The sequence below is a fragment of the Pseudomonas orientalis genome (genome assembly GCF_001439815.1).
Taxonomy (GTDB): Bacteria; Pseudomonadota; Gammaproteobacteria; order Pseudomonadales; family Pseudomonadaceae; genus Aquipseudomonas; species Aquipseudomonas orientalis.
Genome location: NZ_JYLM01000003.1, coordinates 176,500 through 197,693, shown reverse-complemented (window position 1 = coordinate 197,693; position 21,194 = coordinate 176,500). Strand labels below are relative to the sequence as shown.

At 61.4% G+C, this 21,194-nt stretch carries 24 protein-coding genes; 12 read left to right on the top strand and 12 right to left on the bottom strand.

Going from position 1 to position 21,194, the window contains the following annotated elements; translation table 11 throughout:
* Positions 1-4 precede the first annotated feature (4 nt).
* Together TU82_RS09035 and TU82_RS09030 are read right to left on the bottom strand one after the other, a co-directional pair.
* A complete protein-coding gene (locus TU82_RS09035) occupies positions 5-1,081 on the bottom strand; it encodes a 3-deoxy-7-phosphoheptulonate synthase (protein WP_057722831.1) in 1,077 nt (358 codons plus the stop codon).
* Positions 1,082-1,212: 131 nt separating this feature from the next.
* Positions 1,213-1,647: a PilZ domain-containing protein gene (locus tag TU82_RS09030; RefSeq protein WP_057722829.1), complete on the bottom strand. Its 435-nt coding sequence runs from the start codon at positions 1,645-1,647 to the stop codon at positions 1,213-1,215.
* Here TU82_RS09030 and TU82_RS09025 point away from each other — a divergent pair.
* The 5 genes from TU82_RS09025 to cysB all read left to right on the top strand — a co-directional run bounded on the left by TU82_RS09025 (position 1,646) and on the right by cysB (position 5,569).
* The gene (locus TU82_RS09025) at positions 1,646-2,032 is read left to right on the top strand and encodes a YbbN family protein (RefSeq protein WP_057722827.1); all 387 of its coding nucleotides are present in this window, start codon (positions 1,646-1,648) and stop codon (positions 2,030-2,032) included. The genes TU82_RS09030 and TU82_RS09025 overlap by 2 nt on opposite strands.
* Positions 2,029-2,991, top strand: coding sequence for a putative 2-dehydropantoate 2-reductase (locus TU82_RS09020; protein ID WP_057722825.1), 963 nt, complete (start codon positions 2,029-2,031; stop codon positions 2,989-2,991). The genes TU82_RS09025 and TU82_RS09020 overlap by 4 nt, the downstream gene beginning before the upstream one ends.
* Before the next feature lie 15 nt (positions 2,992-3,006).
* Entirely contained in the window at positions 3,007-3,924 is a 918-nt protein-coding gene (locus TU82_RS09015; protein ID WP_057722823.1) for a 5'-nucleotidase, read from the top strand.
* A gap of 66 nt (positions 3,925-3,990) precedes the next feature.
* Positions 3,991-4,497 carry a universal stress protein gene (locus TU82_RS09010; protein WP_057722821.1) on the top strand — a complete coding sequence of 169 codons (507 nt, stop codon included), beginning with the start codon at positions 3,991-3,993 and terminating at the stop codon, positions 4,495-4,497.
* A gap of 97 nt (positions 4,498-4,594) precedes the next feature.
* The gene (gene cysB / locus TU82_RS09005) at positions 4,595-5,569 is read left to right on the top strand and encodes an HTH-type transcriptional regulator CysB (RefSeq protein WP_057722819.1); all 975 of its coding nucleotides are present in this window, start codon (positions 4,595-4,597) and stop codon (positions 5,567-5,569) included.
* 6 nt (positions 5,570-5,575) lie between these two features.
* On the opposite strand, the gene TU82_RS09000 is transcribed toward cysB, so the two are convergent.
* The gene (locus tag TU82_RS09000; RefSeq protein ID WP_057722817.1) at positions 5,576-6,058 is read right to left on the bottom strand and encodes a GreA/GreB family elongation factor; all 483 of its coding nucleotides are present in this window, start codon (positions 6,056-6,058) and stop codon (positions 5,576-5,578) included.
* 12 nt (positions 6,059-6,070) lie between these two features.
* Complete coding sequence (locus TU82_RS08995) at positions 6,071-6,439, bottom strand: hypothetical protein (protein WP_057722815.1); 369 nt, start codon at positions 6,437-6,439, stop codon at positions 6,071-6,073.
* 132 nt (positions 6,440-6,571) lie between these two features.
* Between TU82_RS08995 and earP the strand changes: the two genes are divergently transcribed.
* Both earP and TU82_RS08985 read left to right on the top strand, forming a co-directional pair.
* A complete protein-coding gene (gene earP, locus TU82_RS08990) occupies positions 6,572-7,705 on the top strand; it encodes an elongation factor P maturation arginine rhamnosyltransferase EarP (protein ID WP_057722813.1) in 1,134 nt (377 codons plus the stop codon).
* A 49-nt stretch (positions 7,706-7,754) separates the two neighbouring features.
* Complete coding sequence (locus TU82_RS08985; protein ID WP_003172723.1) at positions 7,755-8,327, top strand: elongation factor P; 573 nt, start codon at positions 7,755-7,757, stop codon at positions 8,325-8,327.
* A gap of 64 nt (positions 8,328-8,391) precedes the next feature.
* Here the strand turns inward: TU82_RS08985 and TU82_RS08980 are convergent, their stop codons facing one another.
* The 4 genes from TU82_RS08980 to TU82_RS08965 form a co-directional block, all read right to left on the bottom strand.
* The gene (locus tag TU82_RS08980) at positions 8,392-9,408 is read right to left on the bottom strand and encodes an alpha/beta hydrolase (RefSeq protein WP_057722811.1); all 1,017 of its coding nucleotides are present in this window, start codon (positions 9,406-9,408) and stop codon (positions 8,392-8,394) included.
* A gap of 27 nt (positions 9,409-9,435) precedes the next feature.
* Entirely contained in the window at positions 9,436-9,855 is a 420-nt protein-coding gene (locus TU82_RS08975) for an organic hydroperoxide resistance protein (RefSeq protein WP_057722809.1), read from the bottom strand.
* Positions 9,856-10,170: 315 nt separating this feature from the next.
* Positions 10,171-10,623 (bottom strand): MarR family winged helix-turn-helix transcriptional regulator, encoded by a 453-nt coding sequence (locus TU82_RS08970; RefSeq protein ID WP_057722808.1) that lies wholly within the window; start codon positions 10,621-10,623, stop codon positions 10,171-10,173.
* A 78-nt stretch (positions 10,624-10,701) separates the two neighbouring features.
* Positions 10,702-11,652: a LysR family transcriptional regulator gene (locus TU82_RS08965; RefSeq protein ID WP_057722806.1), complete on the bottom strand. Its 951-nt coding sequence runs from the start codon at positions 11,650-11,652 to the stop codon at positions 10,702-10,704.
* 109 nt (positions 11,653-11,761) lie between these two features.
* On the opposite strand from TU82_RS08965, the gene TU82_RS08960 reads away from it, so the two are divergent.
* Complete coding sequence (locus tag TU82_RS08960; protein WP_057722804.1) at positions 11,762-12,511, top strand: sulfite exporter TauE/SafE family protein; 750 nt, start codon at positions 11,762-11,764, stop codon at positions 12,509-12,511.
* Here the strand turns inward: TU82_RS08960 and TU82_RS08955 are convergent.
* The gene (locus TU82_RS08955) at positions 12,501-13,382 is read right to left on the bottom strand and encodes a LysR family transcriptional regulator (protein WP_057722802.1); all 882 of its coding nucleotides are present in this window, start codon (positions 13,380-13,382) and stop codon (positions 12,501-12,503) included. The genes TU82_RS08960 and TU82_RS08955 overlap by 11 nt on opposite strands.
* Positions 13,383-13,452: 70 nt before the next feature.
* Between TU82_RS08955 and TU82_RS08950 the strand changes: the two genes are divergently transcribed.
* Entirely contained in the window at positions 13,453-13,659 is a 207-nt protein-coding gene (locus tag TU82_RS08950) for a DUF1127 domain-containing protein (protein WP_057722800.1), read from the top strand.
* 44 nt (positions 13,660-13,703) lie between these two features.
* A complete protein-coding gene (locus TU82_RS08945) occupies positions 13,704-14,933 on the top strand; it encodes a winged helix-turn-helix domain-containing protein (protein WP_057722798.1) in 1,230 nt (409 codons plus the stop codon).
* A gap of 99 nt (positions 14,934-15,032) precedes the next feature.
* On the opposite strand, the gene TU82_RS08940 is transcribed toward TU82_RS08945, so the two are convergent.
* Entirely contained in the window at positions 15,033-16,379 is a 1,347-nt protein-coding gene (locus TU82_RS08940) for a class II 3-deoxy-7-phosphoheptulonate synthase (RefSeq protein ID WP_057722796.1), read from the bottom strand.
* Between the two features lie 125 nt (positions 16,380-16,504).
* Here TU82_RS08940 and TU82_RS08935 point away from each other — a divergent pair, with 125 nt between their 5' ends.
* Entirely contained in the window at positions 16,505-17,260 is a 756-nt protein-coding gene (locus TU82_RS08935; RefSeq protein WP_057722794.1) for a spermidine synthase, read from the top strand.
* 117 nt (positions 17,261-17,377) lie between these two features.
* Here the strand turns inward: TU82_RS08935 and TU82_RS08930 are convergent, their stop codons facing one another.
* A complete protein-coding gene (locus TU82_RS08930; protein WP_057722792.1) occupies positions 17,378-18,169 on the bottom strand; it encodes a crotonase/enoyl-CoA hydratase family protein in 792 nt (263 codons plus the stop codon).
* Positions 18,170-18,590: 421 nt separating this feature from the next.
* On the opposite strand from TU82_RS08930, the gene TU82_RS08925 reads away from it, so the two are divergent.
* Positions 18,591-20,264, top strand: coding sequence for a DEAD/DEAH box helicase (locus TU82_RS08925; protein ID WP_017136163.1), 1,674 nt, complete (start codon positions 18,591-18,593; stop codon positions 20,262-20,264).
* A gap of 103 nt (positions 20,265-20,367) precedes the next feature.
* On the opposite strand, the gene TU82_RS08920 is transcribed toward TU82_RS08925, so the two are convergent.
* Positions 20,368-21,135: a DODA-type extradiol aromatic ring-opening family dioxygenase gene (locus TU82_RS08920; protein WP_057722790.1), complete on the bottom strand. Its 768-nt coding sequence runs from the start codon at positions 21,133-21,135 to the stop codon at positions 20,368-20,370.
* Between the last annotated feature and the right edge of the window lie 59 nt (positions 21,136-21,194).

The following is a 21,194-nucleotide window of genomic DNA, read 5'->3' as shown; positions in this document are numbered from 1 at the left end:
CGCTTCAGCTGCGTTTGCGTTTGGGCAATACGTCCTTGAGCTTGGCGTGCATGCTGCGCAGGGTGTTCTCGGTAGCGGCCCAGTCGATGCACGCGTCGGTGATCGACACACCGTACTGCAAGTCGGCCAGGTCTTTTGGAATGGCCTGGCAGCCCCAGTTCAGGTGGCTCTCGACCATCAAGCCGATGATCGACTGATTGCCTTCGAGGATCTGGTTGGCAACGTTTTCCATCACCAGCGGCTGCAGGGCCGGGTCCTTGTTGGAGTTGGCATGGCTGCAGTCGACCATGATATTCGGCTTGATCCCGGCTTTGTTCAGCGCCTGTTCGCAGAGTGCGACGCTGACCGAATCATAGTTGGGCTTGCCATTGCCGCCACGCAGCACCACGTGACCGTAGGCGTTGCCCTTGGTGGTGACAATGGACACGCCACCTTCCTGGTTGATGCCCAGGAAGCGGTGAGGGCTGGAGACCGATTGCAGCGCGTTGATCGCCACGGTCAAGCCGCCGTCGGTGCCGTTCTTGAAGCCCACGGCCGAGGACAGGCCTGACGCCATTTCGCGGTGCGTCTGGGATTCGGTGGTGCGGGCGCCGATGGCCGACCAACTGATCAGGTCCTGCAGGTACTGCGGGGAGATCGGGTCCAGCGCTTCGGTAGCGGTGGGCAGGCCCATTTCCGCCAGGTCCAGCAGCAGTTGACGACCGATATGCAAGCCATCCTGGATCTTGAACGAGTCGTCCAGGTACGGGTCGTTGATCAAGCCTTTCCAGCCGACGGTCGTACGCGGCTTCTCGAAATACACGCGCATTACCAGATACAAGGTGTCGGACACTTCTGCCGCCAACCCCTTGAGGCGTTCGGCGTATTCGTGAGCGGCCTTGAGGTCGTGGATCGAGCAAGGCCCGATCACGACGAAGAGGCGGTGGTCGGTGCCGTCGAGAATGTCACGGATGACTTCGCGGCCCTTGGTGACGGTCTGCAGGGCAGCGTCGCTCAGGGGAATTTCGCGCTTGAGCTGATCGGGCGTGATCAGGGTCTCGTTGGATTCAACGTTAAGGTCATTGATCGGTAAATCAGCCATCGTGTTACTCGTCAGGGTCACGGGTGCCGGCCGCCAGCCATCCCCGTGCGGCGGAGCACAGCATGATTTGGATACAGGGGGGAGGAACCTTAGCGCGTAATACGGGCCCGCGACAATGGGCAAACGCCGCTTTAATCCAGCACTGGCTGCACAACCGCCTCATGGGAGAACTCGCCGGCGTGACGCGACACCCAATCGCGGGCCAGGGCTTCGACTTGCTGGGGCGTGGGCTCGGCGGCTTCATGCAGGCGGCAGTAGCGCTCGATCTGGCACACTTGCTCGCCCATGCGCGCGCCGAACAGGGCATGTTCGTCGGTAAAACTGATGCCGATGCGATAGCCGGCTTCCCCTTTGCGGCACCACGCGACATAGCCCGGATAGCGGGCGCCGGCGCCCAGGGAGGGGATATGCAGGTCGACCGCCGTGCCGGGGCGCCAGGCACGCGGCCAGTTGCAGGCGATGCCGCCGCGGCCGATAGTGCGCAGGTGTTGGCGAGGCAGGGGAGGAGAAGGACGTTGGATCAACTCGACAGCGACATCATCAGGGTGAGGTAGAAAACGACCCATGTACACGGACTCCGAACACCGTCCCTTGGACGGCAGTGGCAGCAGTATAGTGAAGGAACTGGAATTGACCGACCTGGATATCGACCAGCAATTGCTGGGATTGCCAGGGTGTTCGCTGGTAGTGTTTACCAGTGTCGGTTGTTCCAGTTGCCGCTGGGCGCGCCAGCAGTTGCCGGGCTGGCGCTTGCCGGTGGACCGACTGTGCTGGGTGGATGCCGGGCACAACGGCGGCGCGGTCGAACGTTACCAGATCTTTCATTTGCCCGCGTTGTTCCTCGTGTGCGAGGGTCAATTCCACGGGCAACTACAGACACGTCTTACGCAATCAGACCTGACCGATGCGGTAAACCAAGCACTGACCCGTACCCCAGAGGATTTGCCATGACCGCCACTGCACACCCTTCGCCACGTATCGGCATCATTGGCACCGGCGCTATCGGCGGCTTTTATGGCCTGATGCTGGCGCGTGCCGGGTTCGATGTGCATTTTCTGGTACGCAGCGAATACGCGGTAGTCAGTAAACAGGGTTTGCGCGTCAATAGCAGCGTGCATGGCAACCTGCACCTGCATCCGGTGCAGGCGTATGCCAATGCTGCCGATATGCCGGCGTGCGATTGGCTGCTGGTGGGGACCAAATCCACCGGCAATGCCGATCTGGCCCCGACCATCGCGCAGGTCGGGGCGCCGGATGCCAAGGTGGTGCTGTTGCAAAACGGACTGGACGTCGAGGACAGCCTGCGTGAGCACCTGCCGCCGTCACTGCACTTGTTGGGCGGGCTGTGCTACATCGGTGTGCATCGCGCCGCGCCCGGTGTTGTCGAGCATCAGGCGCTGGGGCGTGTCAATCTGGGCTATCACAGTGGCACCGCGGCCAACGATGAGGTGCGCCAGCAGGCGATTGTCGAGGAAGGAGCCGCGCTGTTTCATCAGGCGGGCATCGAGTCTCAGGCCATGGCCAGCGTGCACCTGGCCCGCTGGCATAAACTGGTGTGGAATGTGCCGTTTAACGGCCTCTCGGTTTTGCTCGGCACCGGCACCCGCGCGCTGATGGCGGATGAATCCAGCCGCGCGCTGATTCAGGCGCTGATGGTCGAAGTGGTGCAGGGCGCTCACGCCTGTGGCCATGAAATAGCGGTAAGCTACGCCGGGCAGATGTTCGCCATGACTGAAACCATGGACGACTACCTGCCCAGCATGTATCACGACCACGTGCACAATCGCCCGCTGGAACTGGCGGCCATCTATGCGCGACCGCTGGCCGCCGCCAAGGCGGCTGGCTGCGAATTGCCGCGCATGCAGGCGCTTTTCCAGGCCTTGAGTTTTATTGATCGGCACAATCGCTGATTCGGGGGCAAGTACATGGTGAAGGGGTTGAGCGACAAACTGGTGCTGGCGATTTCATCGCGGGCCTTGTTCGATTTGAGCGAGAGCCACAAGGTCTACCTTGCCGAAGGGGTGGAGCCGTATCGCCAATACCAGATCGAGCACGAGGAGGAAATCCTTGAACCCGGCGATGCCTTCCCGCTGGTCAAGAAACTGCTGAGCCTCAATGCCAGTCTCGGGCGCGCCCGTGTCGAGGTGGTGCTGGTGTCGCGCAACAGTGCCGATACCGGCCTGCGGGTGTTCAACTCGATCCAGCATTACGGCCTGGACATTTCCCGCGCCGCTTTCGTTGGCGGGCGTAGTCCCTATCCGTACCTGGCCGCCTTTGGTTGCCATCTGTTCCTGTCGACCCATGCAGACGATGTGCGCAGTGCGCTCGACGCCGGTTTTGCCGCGGCGACGATCCTGTCGGGCGGCGCGCGCCGGGCATCGAGCGAGGAGTTGCGGATCGCCTTCGACGGCGATGCGGTGCTGTTCTCCGACGAGTCCGAGCGCGTCTACCAGGCTGGCGGCCTGGAAGCGTTCCAGGCCAGCGAACGAGAGTCGGCGCGCCAGCCCTTGCACGGTGGCCCGTTCAAGGGCTTCCTGGCGGCGCTCAACCTGTTGCAGCGCGAGTTCGCCGACGAGGCGTGCCCGATTCGAACGGCACTGGTCACCGCGCGCTCGGCGCCGTCCCACGAGCGGGTCATTCGCACCTTGCGCGAATGGGATATCCGCCTGGACGAGTCGCTGTTCCTGGGTGGCCTGGATAAATCCGCGTTCCTGGAAGCCTTCGCCGCCGATGTATTCTTCGATGATCAGGCCGGCCATTGTGAGAGGGCCAGGGAGGTGGTGGCCACCGGTCATGTGCCCCATGGCATCAGTAACGAGTTGAACATCCAGAGTGAGAGCTGAGCCGAACTCCTCAAGGCGCTGCTAAGCTCATTTGATCTCCGCCAGCCTGGCAACCCAGGGGGTTCTATGATTCGTTCGATGCTGTACGCCACGGATCTTGGCCTGTATGCACCCTATGTCATGCAACATGCCCTGGCGTTGGCGCGAACGTTCAAGGCGGATTTGTATGTGATTCATGTGGTGGAGCCCATTGGACTGTTCGCTGAATCGGTATTGCAGAGCTACCTTGATGAAAAGGCACTCAGCGAATGGCAGCGCCATGGGTTGACCACGGTCATGGCGACGATTGAGCAGCGGGTGCTCGACAGCTTTCGCGAGGAGCTGGGGGAAGGCGAGCAGGACCTGGAGTTGATTCGTTCGGTGCGGGTGATCCAGGGGGACCCTTGCGAGGTGATTCTCGACCAACTGCATAAACTCTCCGTCGACCTGTTGATCGTAGGCAGCCATAGCCATGCAAGCGCAGCGGCCACACCGCTTGGGCGTACCGCTGCGCGCCTGGTGCAGGTGGCGAGCGTGCCGGTTTACCTGGTGCCGTCGCTGCAACGTCGGCGCAGTGACGATACTGATCGGTGAGGAATGATAAAAAGTTCTAGATTTATACGTCTTACCTTTAATATAGTTATATACCGTCGCTGATACCCGTGGCGTCTATCTGCTTTGAGGGATTGATATGAAGCTTCAACAACTGCGCTACATCTGGGAAGTGGCGCACCACGACCTCAACGTTTCCGCTACCGCTCAAAGCCTCTACACGTCGCAACCCGGTATCAGCAAGCAGATCCGCCTGCTCGAAGACGAGCTGGGCGTCGAAGTCTTCGCGCGCAGCGGCAAGCACCTGACCCGCGTCACTCCGGCGGGCGAGCGCATCATCACCACGGCCGGCGAGATCCTGCGCAAGGTCGAGAGCATCAAGCAGATCGCCCAGGAATTTTCCAACGAGAAGAAGGGCACCCTGTCGATCGCTACCACCCACACCCAGGCACGCTATGCCTTGCCGCCGGTGATCCGCGATTTCATCAAGCAATACCCTGACGTGGCGTTGCACATGCACCAGGGCTCGCCGATGCAGATCGCCGAAATGGCCGCTGATGGCACCGTCGATTTCGCTATCGCCACCGAAGCCCTGGAGCTGTTCGGTGACCTGGTCATGATGCCGTGCTACCGCTGGAACCGTTGCGTGGTGGTGCCGCAGGGGCACCCGCTGGCCAAGTTGCCTAAGCTGACCCTGGAAGCCTTGGCCGAATACCCGATCGTGACCTACGTGTTTGGTTTCACCGGCCGTTCCAAGCTCGACGAAGCCTTCAGCCACCGCGGCCTTACGCCCAAAGTGGTGTTCACCGCAGCCGACGCCGACGTGATCAAGACTTACGTGCGCCTGGGCCTGGGCGTGGGCATCGTCGCCAAGATGGCGGTCGACGCCAGCCTCGATAAAGACCTGGTGGTGCTCGATGCCAGCGAGCTGTTCGAATCCAGCGTGACCAAGATCGGGTTCCGGCGTGGCACGTTCCTGCGCGGTTTCATGTGCGATTTCATCGAAAAATTCGCACCGCACCTGACCCGCGAAGTGATGGCCAAGGCGATCCAGTGCCACAACAAGCAGGAACTGGAAGAATTGTTCGCCGGGGTTGAACTGCCGGTTCACTAAAGTGGCTCAGCGGGCCTCGGTCACGGTGAAATGTTGCCGAGTGCCCGCCACCAGAATCTCCACCTCATCATCGATACACTTGCCCAGCAGGCTCTTGCCCAACGGCGAGCGCGGGGTGATGACGGTTACCGGTTGCCCGACCACATCCACCTTCAACCCCGCCGCATCCGGCGCCAGGAACAGCCACTGCTGGCGACCGTCTTCGTCTTCCAGGCCGACCAGGGTGCCGAGTTCTATCCCGCGCTGATCATCGTAGGCACGCAGTTGCAGATTCTGGCACAGCACCAGCGATTGCCTGATTTCCTCGACTCGCCTGGCTTGTCCGGTCGCCAGGTACGAAGCCTCCAGGCCGAGGGTGTCGTATTTGTTCTCGGCGATGTTTTCTTCGTGGGTCGCCGTCTCGTAAGCAGTCTGCGCGGCGCGTTGGAGGACATCGAGGTCGACTCTCAGCTTTTCCAGAATCAATTGAAGGACGGCGTGTTTATTCATGGCTGTGCTTGATCATTCGCAGAATTGCAGGACATTTGCCCGGCTCTTTTCGTTCGGGGCGTTCTGGTCTTGTTGCAGCCAGAACTGGCATTTGGGGTTGGACAGGTTGCGCGCATTGTTTCGCGCCTGCTCCAGGGCTTGTTGCTGTTCCTGCTTTTGCAGGTTTTGCTGGTACTGCTCGAACATCCGGTTGGGCGGCTCCGGTGCAACGCTGGGCGGTGTGCCCAATTGTTGAACCGCCTGGGCCACCGGTGCCAGGCTCTGCGGGAACAGGTAGCGCGAGGCCAGCCAGGTGGTCAGCGCGATGGCGATAAACCCCAGCCACAGGCCTGCGGCAATGGCGATGCAAAGCTTGAACAGCGACATCGGACGGTCAGACATGGTGGCCTCCTGGCGGGCATTGACGGCAAGTTGGCGATTGTCGCACAGCCGCTGCGCAGAATAATCGCGATCAAGCCTTCTGCATCGGCGCATTTATGCGGACAATCGAGCCTTTGAGCACTGGAGCCCGGAATGAAAGCGCGCTGGGATATTTTTTGCAGCGTCGTCGATAACTACGGCGACATTGGCGTGACCTGGCGACTGGCCCGGCAATTGGTGGCGGAACACGGCTGTGGCGTGCGCTTGTGGGTCGATGACCTGCGCGCTTTTGAGCGCATGTGCCCGCAGATCGATGTCAGCCTGGAGCAGCAGTGGCAAGAAGGCGTCGATGTACGCCACTGGCCGTGCGAATGGCCGGCAACGGCTGCGGCCGATGTGGTGGTTGCAGCGTTCGCGTGCCAACTGCCGGCTGACTACATGCAAGCCATGGCCGCGCGTGAGCGCACGCCGTTGTGGATGAACCTGGATTACCTCAGTGCCGAGGACTGGGTGGTGGGCTGTCACCGCCTGCCGTCGGTGAAGTTCAAGGGCGTGCAGAAGTACTTCTTCTTTCCTGGTTTTCGCCCGGGCACTGGCGGGTTGTTGCGTGAGGCAGGCTTGCTGCAGCAGCGTCAGGCTTTTCAAGAGGATGCCAATGCGCAGCGACAATTCCTGCAAACCTTGGGCGTGTTTCCAGTAGCCGATGCGCGGCTGATCTCGCTGTTCGCCTACGAAAACGCCGGGCTGGGCGGCTGGCTGGACGTGTTGTCGACAGACGGGCGTGCCACTCATCTGTTGGTGCCGGAAGGGCGGATTCTGGGCGATGTGCAACGCTGGCTGGGCGAGGAGGGGCTGACGGCGGGGGCTGTTCATCAGCGTGGCGCCTTGACCGTGCAAGTGCTGCCGTTCGTGCGCCAGGGGCAATACGACCAGTTGCTGTGGTGCTGCGAGCTGAATGCCGTGCGTGGCGAGGACTCATTCGTGCGCGCCCAGTGGGCCGGGCGCCCGCTGCTGTGGCACATCTATCGTCAGGATGAAGACATCCACCTGGACAAGCTCGATGCCTTTCTTGAACTGTACACCGCCGCCTTGTCGCCGACGGCCAAGGAGGCGGTGGTTGCGTTCTGGCAGGCCTGGAACACCGAGGGCGATATGGCCCGACCGTGGAAAATGCTGCAGGCGCACTGGCCGGAACTCAACGGGCATGCGCAGAACTGGTGTCTGGAACAGGCCTTGCAGGCCGATCTTGCGACGGCGCTGGTACAGTTTTATGAAAGTTGGATATGATACGCCACCTTGATTTTTGTAAATCCCATCCAAATTTCGGATATATGCAATGAAAACTGGTAAAGAACTGAAACCCGGTACAGTGATCCGTCTCGAAAACGACCCTTGGCTGGTTCAGAAAGCCGAGTTCACCAAGTCCGGTCGTAACAGCGCCATCATGAAGACCAAGCTGAAGAACCTGCTGACCGGTTACAAGACCGAGATCGTCTACAGCGCCGATGACAAACTGGACGACGTGATCCTCGACCGCAAGGAAGCGACCCTGTCCTTCATCAGCGGCGACACCTACACGTTCATGGACACCACCGACTACACCATGTACGAGCTGAACGCTGAAGATATCGAAGCCGTTCTGCCGTTCATCGAAGAAGGCATGGAAGACGTCTGCGAAGCGATCTTCTTCGAAGAGCGCCTGGTTTCCGTAGAGCTGCCGACCACCATCGTGCGTAAAGTTGCCTACACCGAAGGTTCCGCTCGCGGTGACACTTCCGGCAAGGTGATGAAGCCTGCCAAGCTGAGCAACGGTACCGAACTGCAAGTGGCCGATTTCATCGAAATCGACGACCTGATCGAGATCGACACCCGCGAAGGTGGTTCGTACAAAGGTCGCGCCAAGAAGTAATTGCTGCGCCCCGATACAAACTGAAAAGCCCGACCATGCGTCGGGCTTTTTTGTGCGTGCGGTATTACTTCAGGTGTTGCTTGAGTTCATCCGACGCTTGCAGCAAGGCGGAACGTACAGCGGGCACCTGGCTGACCACGTTGAGCAAACCGTAGTCGTGGATCATGCCGTTGTAGCGTACGGCAGTCACCGGCACGCCGGCCTGATCCAGCTTGCGGGCGTAGGCTTCACCCTCGTCACGCAGTACGTCGGCACCGGCGGTTTGCACCATCGCAGGGGGCAACCCCTTGAGTTGATCGGTGGTGGCCCGCAGTGGCGAGGCGTAGATCTCGGCGCGCTGGTTGGCGTCGGTGGTGTAATTGTCCCAGAACCATTTCATCATGTTCCTGGTGAGGAAGTGCCCTTCGGCGTACTGGTTGTAGGAACCCGTGTCGAAGTTGGCGTCGGTCACCGGCCACAGCAGCAGTTGGAACCTGATCGCCGGCGTGCCCTTGTCCTTGGCCATCAGGCTGACCACCGCGGCCATGTTGCCGCCGACGCTGTTGCCCGCGACTGCCAGGCGCTTGCCATCGACGTTGATTTCCTTGCCGTGCTCGGCCACCCACTTTGTCGCGCCGTACGCCTGGTTGATCGCCACCGGGTAATGCGCTTCCGGCGATGGCGTGTAGTTGACGAAGACCGCCACGGCCCCCGAACCCACCACCAGGTCGCGCACCAGGCGTTCATGGGTCGGGTAGTCGCCCAGCACCCACCCGCCGCCGTGGAAGAACATGAACACCGGCAACGTCCCCTTGACCCCGGCCGGACGCACAATGGTCAGGTCCAGCGGCTGGCCGTCGACCTGAATGGTCTTCTGGCTCACATCCGCCCTGGGCAGGCTCAACTTCACGCCGGCCTGGGCACCGGTCAGCACCGCGCGGGCTTGCTGGGGCGTCAATTGCTCCATCGGCTTGCCGGTGCCGGCGTTCAGTGCATCCAGGAACCCCTGGGTGCTGTGCTCCACATCACCGCTGGCGGCGAAGGCTGTGCTGATGGACAGGGCGAGCAGGCTGCCGGTGAGTGCTTTGGCAAATGGGTTCATGTTCTTCTCCGATCAGGGCCGTGGTGGTTAAACGGTTACGTGCAGACGCACATCAACGTTGCCGCGCGTGGCGTTGGAGTAAGGGCAGACCTGATGAGCGGCGTCGACCAGACTTTGCGCATCGTCCTGGGCCAGGCCTGGCAGGCTGATGTGCAGGTCGATGTCCAGACCGAAACCGCCGGGGATCTGGCCGATGCCAACGTGGGCGGTGATCGAAGCGTCATCCGGGATTTTGCGTTTGGTCTGGCCGGCGACGAATTTCAGCGCGCCGATAAAGCAGGCCGAGTAGCCGGCCGCGAACAGCTGTTCAGGGTTGGTGGCCTGACCGCCAGCGCCGCCCAATTCCTTGGGGGTGGAGAGTTTGACGTCGAGGATGTTGTCGCTGGAGACGGCGCGACCATCACGGCCGCCGGTGGCGGTGGCTACTGCGGTATAGAGCGTTTGCATGGTGTCGTCCTCTGGCTTATAGCGCCAAATGTTTGTGCGCTAGTTAGTTGGTGAAGTAAATGTATAGCGCTAATATTTTGCGCGCAAGATAAATTCACAAATATTTTTCAGGCGACGGGAAAACAAGGTGGGAGGGGGCAAATCTTAATGCCAGTCAGTTAAGGGTACACCTCCGTCTGTAGGAGCGAGCTTGCTCGCGAAAAACTCACAGACACCGCGTTCATTCAAAAAGCACGCGTTATCGTTGACGTTTTTCGCGAGCAAGCTCGCTCCTACAGGATTTGTCCCCTCCCACAGGTTCAGTATTTTGCTTCTTTAGATTGCGCTCTGCAGGTTGCTGCGCAGGGCAATCAGATCCGCCTGCAGCTTGCGTAACTGCTCCAGCTCCAACCCGCTGGCGCCCAGGATGCACTGTGGAATGCCCATGGCCTTGTCCTGCAGCGCGCGCCCGGCAGCGGTCAATTCCACCACCACCACGCGCTCATCTTCGCGGCTGCGGGTGCGGCTCAACAGGCCTTCGGCTTCGAGGCGCTTGAGCAGGGGCGTCAGGGAGCCGGGATCGGTGAGCAGGCGATTGCTGATTTCACCCACGGTCAAACCGTCTTCTTCCCACAGCACCATCATGGCCAGGTACTGCGGATAGGTCAGGCCGAGGGCCTGAAGCAGCGGTTTGTAGACCTTGGTCATCAACAGCGAGGTGGAATGCAAGGCGAAACACAGCTGGTTATCCAGCATCAAGGATTCGCAGGGAGTAGGATTTTTGCTCATGGCGGTGCCTCTAAAAGCCTGTATGAATGGAATCTAGCGGCCGAATCTTTAATGCGCCAGATAATTCTGCCCCGACGGTCAGGCCAGACCGCTTTGCAGTGCCAGATCCCAAGGTGGAACCGGGCTGAAACGGGACTTCAGGTATTCCAGCAGCAACCGGCTGCGTGCATTGGGCTGCTGTTCCAGGCGTAGCGCGTAGATGCCGGTGGTTTCCGGGCTGGGCAAGCCGCTTTCACAAAACAGTGGCAAGAGTTCACCGCGCACCAGGTATTCGCTGGCGAGCCACGTGGGCAGGTGTGCGATACCCAGCCCAGCCAGGGCGCCCGAGAGCAGGGCTTCGGCGTTGTTGGCACTCATGCGGATACGACGCGGGCGATAGATGGCGCGGCGCCCGTCCAGTTCGAAGCGCCAGGCGAACATCGGCGCGAGCCCGTCCCAGTCCAGGCCGTCGTGTTCGCTCAACTGGCGCGGGTGCGTTGGCGTACCTCGGCTTTTCAGGTAAGCCGGGCTGGCGCAGGCAATGCGCACGATACTGGCGAGCGGCGTGGCGATCAGCCGGGTGTCGGCAATATGCCCGGCGCGCAGCACCAGGTCGACCTTGCCCAGGTGCGCGCCCTGCATATCGACAAAGCTGTCGATCAGATGCAGGTGCACATCCAGCCCTGGGTACACCTGCAGGAAATCTGCAATCACGGGCGCCAGGTGCCGTCGCCCGAACGCCGCCGGTGCATCCACGCGGATCAGGCCTTCCGGCGCATGGCTCAGGGACACGGCTTCGGCGCGCGCCAGCTGCAACTCACCGACGATCCGTCGCGCCCGCTCGGCAAAGGCCAGGCCGGCCGGAGTGGGGACCACCGCATGGGTACTGCGCTGGAACAGGCGGCTGCCGATCGAGTTTTCCAGACTGTCGATACGCCGCGCCACTGCCGAGGGGGTCAAAGGATGCCGGCGCGCAGCGGCGGAAAAGCTGCCGCTTTCCAGCACATCGAGAAACAGACTCAATTGATCGGTCAATGTATTGGGATTCATGGGTCCATGCTTGTGCGAGTTTGGCACAGCCATTGTGCGTTGCTGTGCGTTTCCGTGCCATAGCCGACTGCGTAGCATGCAGGACTCAGGATTTATGGAGTAGCGAACGGTGTTGGATTTAGCGATGTACCTGGTATTGGGCGCGGCCCTTGGCACAGTGGGCGGCTTGTTTGGCATTGGCGGCGGGCTGATCGCCATCCCCGTGCTGGGTGTGCTGTTCGGACTCGATCAGCAGATCGCCCAAGGCACCGCGTTGGTGATGGTGGTGCCCAACGTGATGCTGGCCCTGTGGCGGTATCACCAGCGCAACCGCATTGAGCTGCGCCATGCTTTGCCATTAGGCGTGATGGGCTTCAGCTTCGCCTGGCTGGGTTCGATCTGGGCGGTCGGCCTGGACGCCGGCGCGATGCGGATCGGGTTTATCGTCTTTTTGGTGGTCCTGGCGGCCTACAATCTGGTGCGCATGTTTACCCGCAACGCACCGCCGACTGCGCAAATGCGCTATTCCTGGCCGTGGCTGGGAGTACTTGGCGCAGCGTCAGGCGCCATGGGCGGACTGTTTGGTGTCGGCGGCGCGGTGGTCGCCACACCGGTGCTTACCAGTGTATTCGGCACCAGCCAGGTGGTCGCCCAAGGCTTGTCCCTCGCGCTGGCGCTGCCCAGCACCGGCGTGACCCTGGTCACTTACGCCTGGCATCACGAAGTGGACTGGCTGATTGGCGTGCCTTTGGCGGTGGGCGGCCTGCTCAGTATCAGTTGGGGCGTGAAGGTTGCCCATGCACTGCCCGAGCGGGTGTTGCGTGGCCTGTTCTGCGGTTTTCTGGCGGTGTGCGCGGTGATGCTGACGTTTAAAGTCTGAATCCTTCGAGAATGTATTCGGCCAGGCATTCGGTAATGGGCGACGTCATTTGCGGGTTGCGCAGCAGGCGCAGGTTCATCGACGGCAACGGCGGGAAGCCTTCGTCGCTGCCGAGCACGCGCAGGTCCTGGGACACCAGGCTTTCCATGCTGACCATCGCCGCCAGGCCGGCGCTTACCACCGCCAGGATCGCCGCGCCATTGGAGCTGTGATAGGCCAGGCGATAATCCCGTCCAGCCGTATCCAGCGCTGCCTGAGCCCACTGCGTGTAGAGGCAGTCGCCGCCGGAAACCGCCAGCGGCAGGGCCTCGTGTTCGTCCACGCAAAAACACGGCGCGGCGGCCCACACCATGCGTTCCGTGCGCAGGAATTCACCGAGATCATTGCCGGGTTCGCGGCTGATGACGGTCAATGCCAGGTCCCGTCGCTGCATCAGCACCGTTGACGACTCGCAGTGCAGCTCGATCTGGATCAGCGGGTAGGCCTTGGAGAACTGCTTGAGAATGCCCGGCAGGAAGCGCATCACGTAATCGTCCGGCGTGCCGATGCGCACCAACCCCACCATATGCGGCTCGCGCAGGGTGTTGAACACCTCGCTGTGCAGTTTCAGGATGCGCCGCGCATACCCCAGCAACACCTGGCCTTCGGGTGTCAGCCGCACCTGACGGCCGTCGCGTTCGAACAACTTGCGCTGCAGCACGTCCTCTTCCAGTCGTTTGATCTGCATGCTCACCGCCGATTGGGTGCGGTTGACCAGCTCCCCGGCGCGGGTAAAGCCGCCCTGATCGGCGATGGCGACGAAAGTGCGCAGCACTTCTGTGTCGATGCTCGGGTAAGTCGACAATTGATCAATCTCCGAGATGTATTGCATAAGAAACATTCGTTGGATTGATCATAGGCTCAGGCACACACTCGCGTCATCCCCACTGGAGGGCGAGAAGATGAAAGGTCATAAAGATCATGGGTTGATGGCAAGGTCGCAATTTTTCGGGCTTTTGCATACCTTTTCGCGCTGGCAGGCGTTGCATCGCGAACGCCGGATGCTGGCAGGCATGAGTGATGATGCGCTCAAGGATATCGGGCTCAACCGTGTCGACGTGGAGCAGGAAATCCATCGGCATTTCTGGGAAGACCCACTGCGCAAGTGACCGGGGATGCAGTAGGGTAGGTGCGAGCATTCAAGGAGCTATCCATGCCCGCCATCCTCTCCTTTTCCCTCAAGCAGGCACGCCGCATGGCGCTGTCGGCCCAGGGGTTCTCCGGGCGCCAGCCGCCGGCGCAGATAAAAGCCGCACACCTCAATCGCCTGATCGAACGCCTCGGTGTGCTGCAGATCGACTCGGTCAATGCGCTGGTGCGTTCCCATTACCTGCCGCTGTTTTCTCGACTGGGCAATTATTCTCCCTCGATGCTCGAACAGGCCGCCTGGAGCCAGGGGCGGCGGCGTGCGTTGTTCGAATACTGGGGACATGAGGCCTCGTTGCTGCCCATGACGATGTATCCCTTGATGCGCTGGCGCATGGAACGGGCCAGACAGGGGCAGGGGATCTACGCGCAAATGGCGCGGTTCGGACGTGAGCGGCAAGACGTTGTCCAGCGCGTTCTGGAGGCTGTCGAACAGCGGGGCGCATTGGGCGCGGGCAGCTTGTCGACCCGCGAGGAGCGCGCCGGGCCCTGGTGGGATTGGAGTGACGAGAAACATGCGCTGGAATGGCTGTTCGCGGCAGGCCTGGTGACCGTGGCGGGGCGGCGCGGGTTTGAACGCCTGTACGATTTGCCGGAGCGGGTGATCCCCGGTGAAATCCTGCAAACCTTCGTGAGCGAAGCCGACGCCCTGCGCGGCTTGTTGCTGCACAGCGCCAGCGCATTGGGCGTGGCCACTGAAAAAGACCTGCGCGATTACTTCCGCCTCGATCCTGTCGACAGTCGCCAGCGCCTGGCCGAGCTGGTCGAGGAGGGGCAATTGCTGAATTGCCAGGTGCAGGGCTGGAAGCAATCGGCGTATTGCCTGCCCGAGCCGAAAGTGCCACGCAGCGTGCCGGCCAGCGCCTTGCTGTCGCCCTTTGATTCGTTGATCTGGGAGCGTGCCCGTACCGAGCGCCTGTTCGATTTCCGTTACCGCCTGGAAATCTACACCCCACAACACAAGCGGGTGTACGGCTACTACGTGCTGCCGTTTTTGCACAACGAGCGGATCGCAGCGCGCGTTGATTTACGTGCCGAACGGGCCAGCAATTGCCTGGCGGTACATGCGGTGCACGAGCAAGAGCAGGGCCTGGATGAGCCGGGCATGTTGGCGTTGGCGCTGAACCTGCGGCAGATGGCCGATTGGCTGGGGCTGCAACAGATCAAGCTCAATTGCCAGCGGCCGAGTGCCGCGCGGTTACGCGTGGCACTGCTCAGGATGGATGCTGGGATTTAGGGCGCCATCGGGGGCAAGCCCCCTCCCACCTTTTGAGCGCGGTCCCTGGAGGGGGCTTGCCCCCGATTGGCGCCAGTCCAGTCGACAACAACCTGGAACCTAACGCTTGACCTGTTTCAAGGTTTCGGCAATCAGAAACGCCAGTTCCAGCGACTGGTCGGCGTTCATCCGCGGGTCGCAGTGGGTGTGATAGCGGTCCGACAAGCCGTCCTCGGTGATCGGCCGTGCGCCGCCGATGCATTCAGTGACGTTCTGCCCGGTCATCTCGATATGAATGCCGCCGGCATAGCTGCCTTCAGCCTGGTGCACCTGGAAGAACTCCTTCACTTCGCCAAGGATCTGCGCAAAGTCGCGGGTCTTGTAACCGCTGCTGGCCTTGATGGTATTGCCATGCATCGGATCGGAGCTCCACAGTACCTGCTTGCCTTCGCGCTGCACGGCGCGAATCAGCCCGGGCAGGTGGTCGCCAACCTTGTTGGCGCCCATGCGTGCGATCAGGTTCAAGCGGCCAGGGTCGTTGTCCGGATTGAGAATATCGACCAGACGGATCAGGTCGTCCGGGTTCATGCTTGGGCCGACCTTGACCCCGATCGGGTTGTTCACCCCGCGCAGGAACTCGACATGGGCGCCGTCCAACTGACGGGTACGGTCGCCAATCCAGAGCATATGGGCCGAGCAGGCGTAGTAGTCGTTGGTCAGGCTGTCGCGCCGCACGAAGGCTTCTTCATAGTTGAGCAGCAACGCTTCGTGCGCGGTGAAGAAGCTGGTCTCGCGCAGTTGCGGCGAATCGTCCATGCCGCAGGCGCGCATGAAGGCCAGGGTTTCGTCGATGCGGTCGGCCAGTTGGCTGTACTTCTCGGCCAACGCGGAGTTGGCGATAAAGTCCAGGTTCCACTTGTGCACCTGGTGCAGGTCGGCGAAGCCGCCCTGGGCAAAGGCCCGCAGCAGGTTGAGGGTGGCGGTGGACTGGTGGTAGCTCTGCAACAGGCGGTCCGGGTCCGGTACGCGGCTCTTTTCGTCGAAGCCGATGCCATTGACGATATCGCCGCGGTAGGCGGGCAGGGTGATGCCGTCGATGGTTTCATCGTTGGACGAGCGCGGCTTGGCGAACTGGCCGGCCATGCGTCCGACCTTGACCACCGGGCAGCCGGCGGCGAAGGTCATCACAATTGCCATCTGCAGCAGCACCTTGAAGGTGTCGCGGATTTTCGCGGCGGAGAACTCGGCAAAGCTCTCGGCGCAGTCACCGCCTTGCAGCAGGAAGGCGCGACCCTGGGTCACTTCGGCAAACTGACGACGCAATTCGCGGGCTTCCCCGGCAAATACCAGCGGCGGGTAACTGGCCAGGCTCTGCTCCACTTGCAGCAGGTGCGCAGCATTCGGGTAAAGGGGTTGTTGCTGGATCGGCAGGGCACGCCAGCTGTCGTGGCTCCAGGGTTGGCTCATCATGAACTCGTTAGTTAGGTTGAGGTTCGGACGTCAATGTTAGCAGCAATTAGTGCGTGACCTGCTGGCGTCGCTTGGCTGACAATCGCGCACTTTGTCCTGCAGCAAACCCGTTAGGAGTAGTGATGAGCGAGGAGCGTGTCGAGCGCCTGCTGGCCGAAGTCCATGATGATTTCGGCATGATCCGTGTGCTGGAAGTGGCCGATTACCGTTTTCTCGAATTTGGCGATGCCATTGAGCAAAGCTGCGTGTTCACCGCCGACCCGAGTTGGCTGGAGTACGACTACACCCGCGCGATGTTGATCGGCGCGTTGTGCCACGAGCAGCCGGAGAGTGCGTTATTCCTCGGCCTGGGCGCCGGGACGCTGACCCAGGCCTGCCTCAGGTTCCTGGCGCTTGACGATGTTGAAGCCATTGAGCTGCGCCCCGACGTACCGCGCCTGGCGATGGAGTATCTGGGGCTGGACGATGATCCTCGCCTGTATATCCGCATCGGCGATGCCTTGCAATTGCTCGAAAGCGCTGAGCCTGCGGACCTGATCTTCGTCGACCTGTACACCGATGTGGGGCCCGGCGTCGGCCACCTGGCCTGGACGTTCCTCGAGAACTGCCAGAAGAAGCTCAACCCCGGCGGCTGGCTGGTGATTAACCAGTGGGCCACCGACGATGGCAAGCCACTGGGCGCGGCGTTGTTGCGCGGGTTGTATCACCGGCATTACTGGGAACTGCCGGTGAAGGAGGGCAACGTGATTCTGCTGGTGCCTTCGGAGTTGGATCAGGCGCTGGATCTGGATGCGCTTTGCGAACGGGCTGAAGCGCTGGCGCCGCGATTGGGGTATTCGTTGCAGGCGTTGATCAAGGCGATTCGGCCGGCTACTTAGTCGTCTGTACCGGCGCTATCGGGGGCAAGCCCCCTCCCACATTTGTACGCGTACATCCTTTGGAATGCGGTCGAATGTGGGAGGGGGCTTGTCCCCGATGAGGCCGGTACTGCCAACTCAAATCCCTTTGAACACCCCCGGCCGCTTCTCGATCATCGCCCGCACGCCTTCCTTGGCATCCTCGCTGTTGAGCAGTTTATCCACCATCGGCGGCAATGCGGCCGCCGCCACGGTCTCACCTTCCCTGTGTGCCAATCGCGCCGACATCAGCGTCGCCTGCACCCCAAGCGGCGCCTGGCGTGCGATGCGATTGGCCAGTTCGATGGCGCGGGGCAGCAGGTCTTCGCTGGCCATCACTTCCTGCACCAGGCCCAGACGCAGGGCTTCATGGGCGTCGAACTCGTCGCCGGTCAGTAACCAGCGCATCGCGTTGCCCCAGCCGGCGATCTGATGAAAGCGTAACGTCGCGCCGCCGAACGGAAAGATTCCACGCTGCACTTCCATCTGCGCGAAGCGAGTGTTGCTTGCGCAAAGGTTGATATCCGCCGCCAGCATCAGTTCGATGCCGATGGTCAGGCAGTAGCCGTGGACGGCAACGATGACCGGCTTATTGACCCTGGGGCCTGCGAACACGCCCCAGGGATCGCAGCCGCCCAGGGGCGGTTGCCAGCCTGCGGCCATTACGCCGCTGACATTGGCCAGGTCGAGCCCGGCGGTGAAGTGGTCGCCATGGGCAAACACCACGGCAACTCGCGCATCATCGTTTCGATCAAAATCGCCATAGGCCATGCTCAGTTCGTTGAGCAGATCCAGGTCGAAAGCATTTCGCTTGGCCACTCGATCCAGCCCCAACAGCAGGACATGACCCTGGAGTTCACGGCTGACGCGGCTGGTACTGGCTTGATTCATCGGGTGTGCCCTCGGGCGCGGGTAAGGTTTCAGACCAAAGGGCTGGCCTGGACAGGTGAACCGTTTAAGCGTGATGACCAACAGGGCCGGGCTTTTGAAAATAGACCCTGGCGCGCTTATCTGCAAAGGCTGTGACACAGCTTGGTTTCTCAGTGCTTTGCGATAAAAAAAGCTCCCTTTTTCAGCTATTTCCGGTATAGTGCGCGCCGGCCTTTAACCGGGCCGCGTTTAGGTAGCGCAATTCCCCGAAGTCAGCTTCGGCTGCACGTCCGCACAGCGGACTCTTCCTTGACGAATCTTTTTCATTCATTCGTTTTCGCAAATCCCCGCCGACAAAGCAGCCAGGGCGACTCTTGAGTCTCAACACGGCATGCGCAGCTTTGGAGCATGGGTCTTTGCGGATGCACTTAGAGGCAGACCCATGACCCAGGAAACCGGCGGCTTCGCCGCTTTTAATCTCAATCCGAACATTCTCGCCGCTGTCATCGCGACTGGCTACGAAGAACCTTCGGCTATTCAGCAGCAATCGATCCCGATCATCATGGCCGGCCAGGACATGATTGGCCAGGCGCAAACCGGTACCGGTAAAACCGCCGCGTTCGCCTTGCCTATTCTGCATTGCATCGATCCTGCCAAGCGCGAGCCGCAAGCCCTGATCCTGGCGCCAACCCGTGAGTTGGCGCTGCAAGTAGCAACCGCTTTCGAAACCTACGCCAAGCAAATGCCAGGTGTAACCGTTGTGGCCGTTTACGGCGGCGCGCCCATGGGCCCACAACTGAAAGCCATCCGTAACGGCGCACAGATCGTTGTCGCCACCCCGGGCCGTCTGTGCGACCACCTGCGTCGTGACGAGAAAGTCCTGTCGACCGTGAACCACCTGGTTCTCGACGAAGCCGACGAAATGTTGAAACTGGGCTTCATGGATGACCTGGAAGTCATCTTCAAGGCGCTGCCACCGACCCGTCAGACCGTATTGTTCTCGGCTACCCTGCCGCAGTCGATCCGCGCGATTGCCGAACGCCACCTGCGCGATCCGCAACACGTGAAGATCCAGACCAAGACCCAGACCGTTACCGCGATCGAACAGGCTCACCTGTTGGTTCACGCTGACCAGAAGACCTCGGCTGTACTGAGCCTGCTGGAAGTCGAAGACTTCGACGCCCTGATCATGTTCGTGCGCACCAAGCAAGCGACCCTGGACCTGGCCAGCGCCCTGGAAGCCAAAGGCTACAAGGCCGCTGCGCTGAACGGCGACATCGCCCAGAACCAACGCGAGCGCGTCATCGACTCCCTCAAGGATGGCCGCCTGGACATCGTTGTGGCGACCGACGTTGCCGCCCGTGGTCTCGACGTTCCACGTATCACCCACGTGTTCAACGTTGACATGCCTTACGATCCGGAATCCTACGTTCACCGTATCGGCCGTACTGGCCGTGCCGGTCGCGAAGGTCGTGCACTGTTGCTGGTGACTCCACGTGAGCGCCGCATGCTGCAGGTGATCGAGCGTGTAACCGGTCAGAAAGTCGCCGAAGTCCGCCTGCCGGATGCCCAGGCCGTTCTCGATGCCCGCATCAAGAAACTGACCAACAGCCTGTCGCCGCTGGTGGCTGACGCTGAATCGACCCACGGCGACCTGCTGGACCGCCTGACCGCCGATATCGGTTGCACCCCGCGTGCCCTGGCGGCAGCCCTGCTGCGTAAAGCCACCAACGGTCAGGCCCTGACCCTGGCAGCCATCGAGAAAGAACGCCCACTGGTACCGAACAACGCGCCACGCGGTGATCGTCCAGAGCGTACCGGTGACCGTCCGGACCGTGGCGATCGCGAGCGTCGTGCTCCGGTTCCATTGGCCGAAGGTCGTGCCCGTTGCCGTACCGCGCTGGGCGCGCGTGACGGTATCGCTGCCAAGAACCTGCTGGGCGCTATCCTCAACGAGGGTGGCCTGGCACGTGAAGCCATCGGTCGCATCCAGGTCCGTGACAGCTTCTCCCTGGTGGAGCTGCCGGAAGACGGCCTGGAAAAACTGCTGGCCAAGCTGAAAGACACTCGCGTTGCCGGTAAGCAGTTGAAGCTGCGTCGCTACCGCGAAGATTAATCCGCCCCTGGGCTGATTGATCGCACATAAAAATCCCCGACTGGTTCGGGGATTTTTTATGCCTGGAACTTATGACCTGCACCCTCCCGCAGTTGGATCTGCGTCAGCCAAAACGATAGATGTCCATGCCAAGGGCGCCCAGTGTGAAGCCCTGGTGCGCCACGCTGAAATCTGCGCCCGCACCCCGCGCGAAGTACAACGGCAACAAATGTTCATCGCTGGGATGGCTGCGCACGGCGTGAGGGGCCTGTCGACGATAATCGTGCAACGCGGTTTCATCATTGGCCGCCAGCTTGTCGACAACCCAGTCGCGGAACTCCAGTGCCCATGGCGTGATGGTCTCAGGCCCCGCACGCCAGTCCAGTTCACCCAGGTTATGGGTGATGCTGCCGGAGCCGATCAACAACACATCTTGCTCACGCAGGCCGGCGAGCGCATTCCCGACCCGGGTTTGCAGGGCCGGGCCCATGCGGCTGGGCAAGGAGACTTGCACCACCGGGATATCCGCCGCCGGGTACATCAGCGACAGTGGCACCCAGGTGCCGTGGTCGAAGGGGCGGCGCTCATCGATGTGCGCGCCTAAGCCATCGGCATGCAGCAGCCCGACGATGTCAGCGGCCAGCCGTGGAGCGCCCGGCGCCGGATACTGCACGGCAAACAACTCGCGGGGAAAGCCGCCGAAGTCGTGCCAGGTTTGCGGGGCGGCGCTGCCGCTGACCAGTAATTCGTGGCTTTCCCAATGCGCCGATACCACCACAATCGCCTTTGGGCGGGGCAGCTCGGCCGCCAGGCGTTGCAACGCCGGGCCGCTGGCGCCGGGTTGCAGGGCGAGCATGGGCGAACCGTGGGAAATAAACAGGCTGGGGAGCATACGAAGGATCCTGGGCGTTAACATAGGCCCATCTTCAGTCAGATCACCAATCACAATCT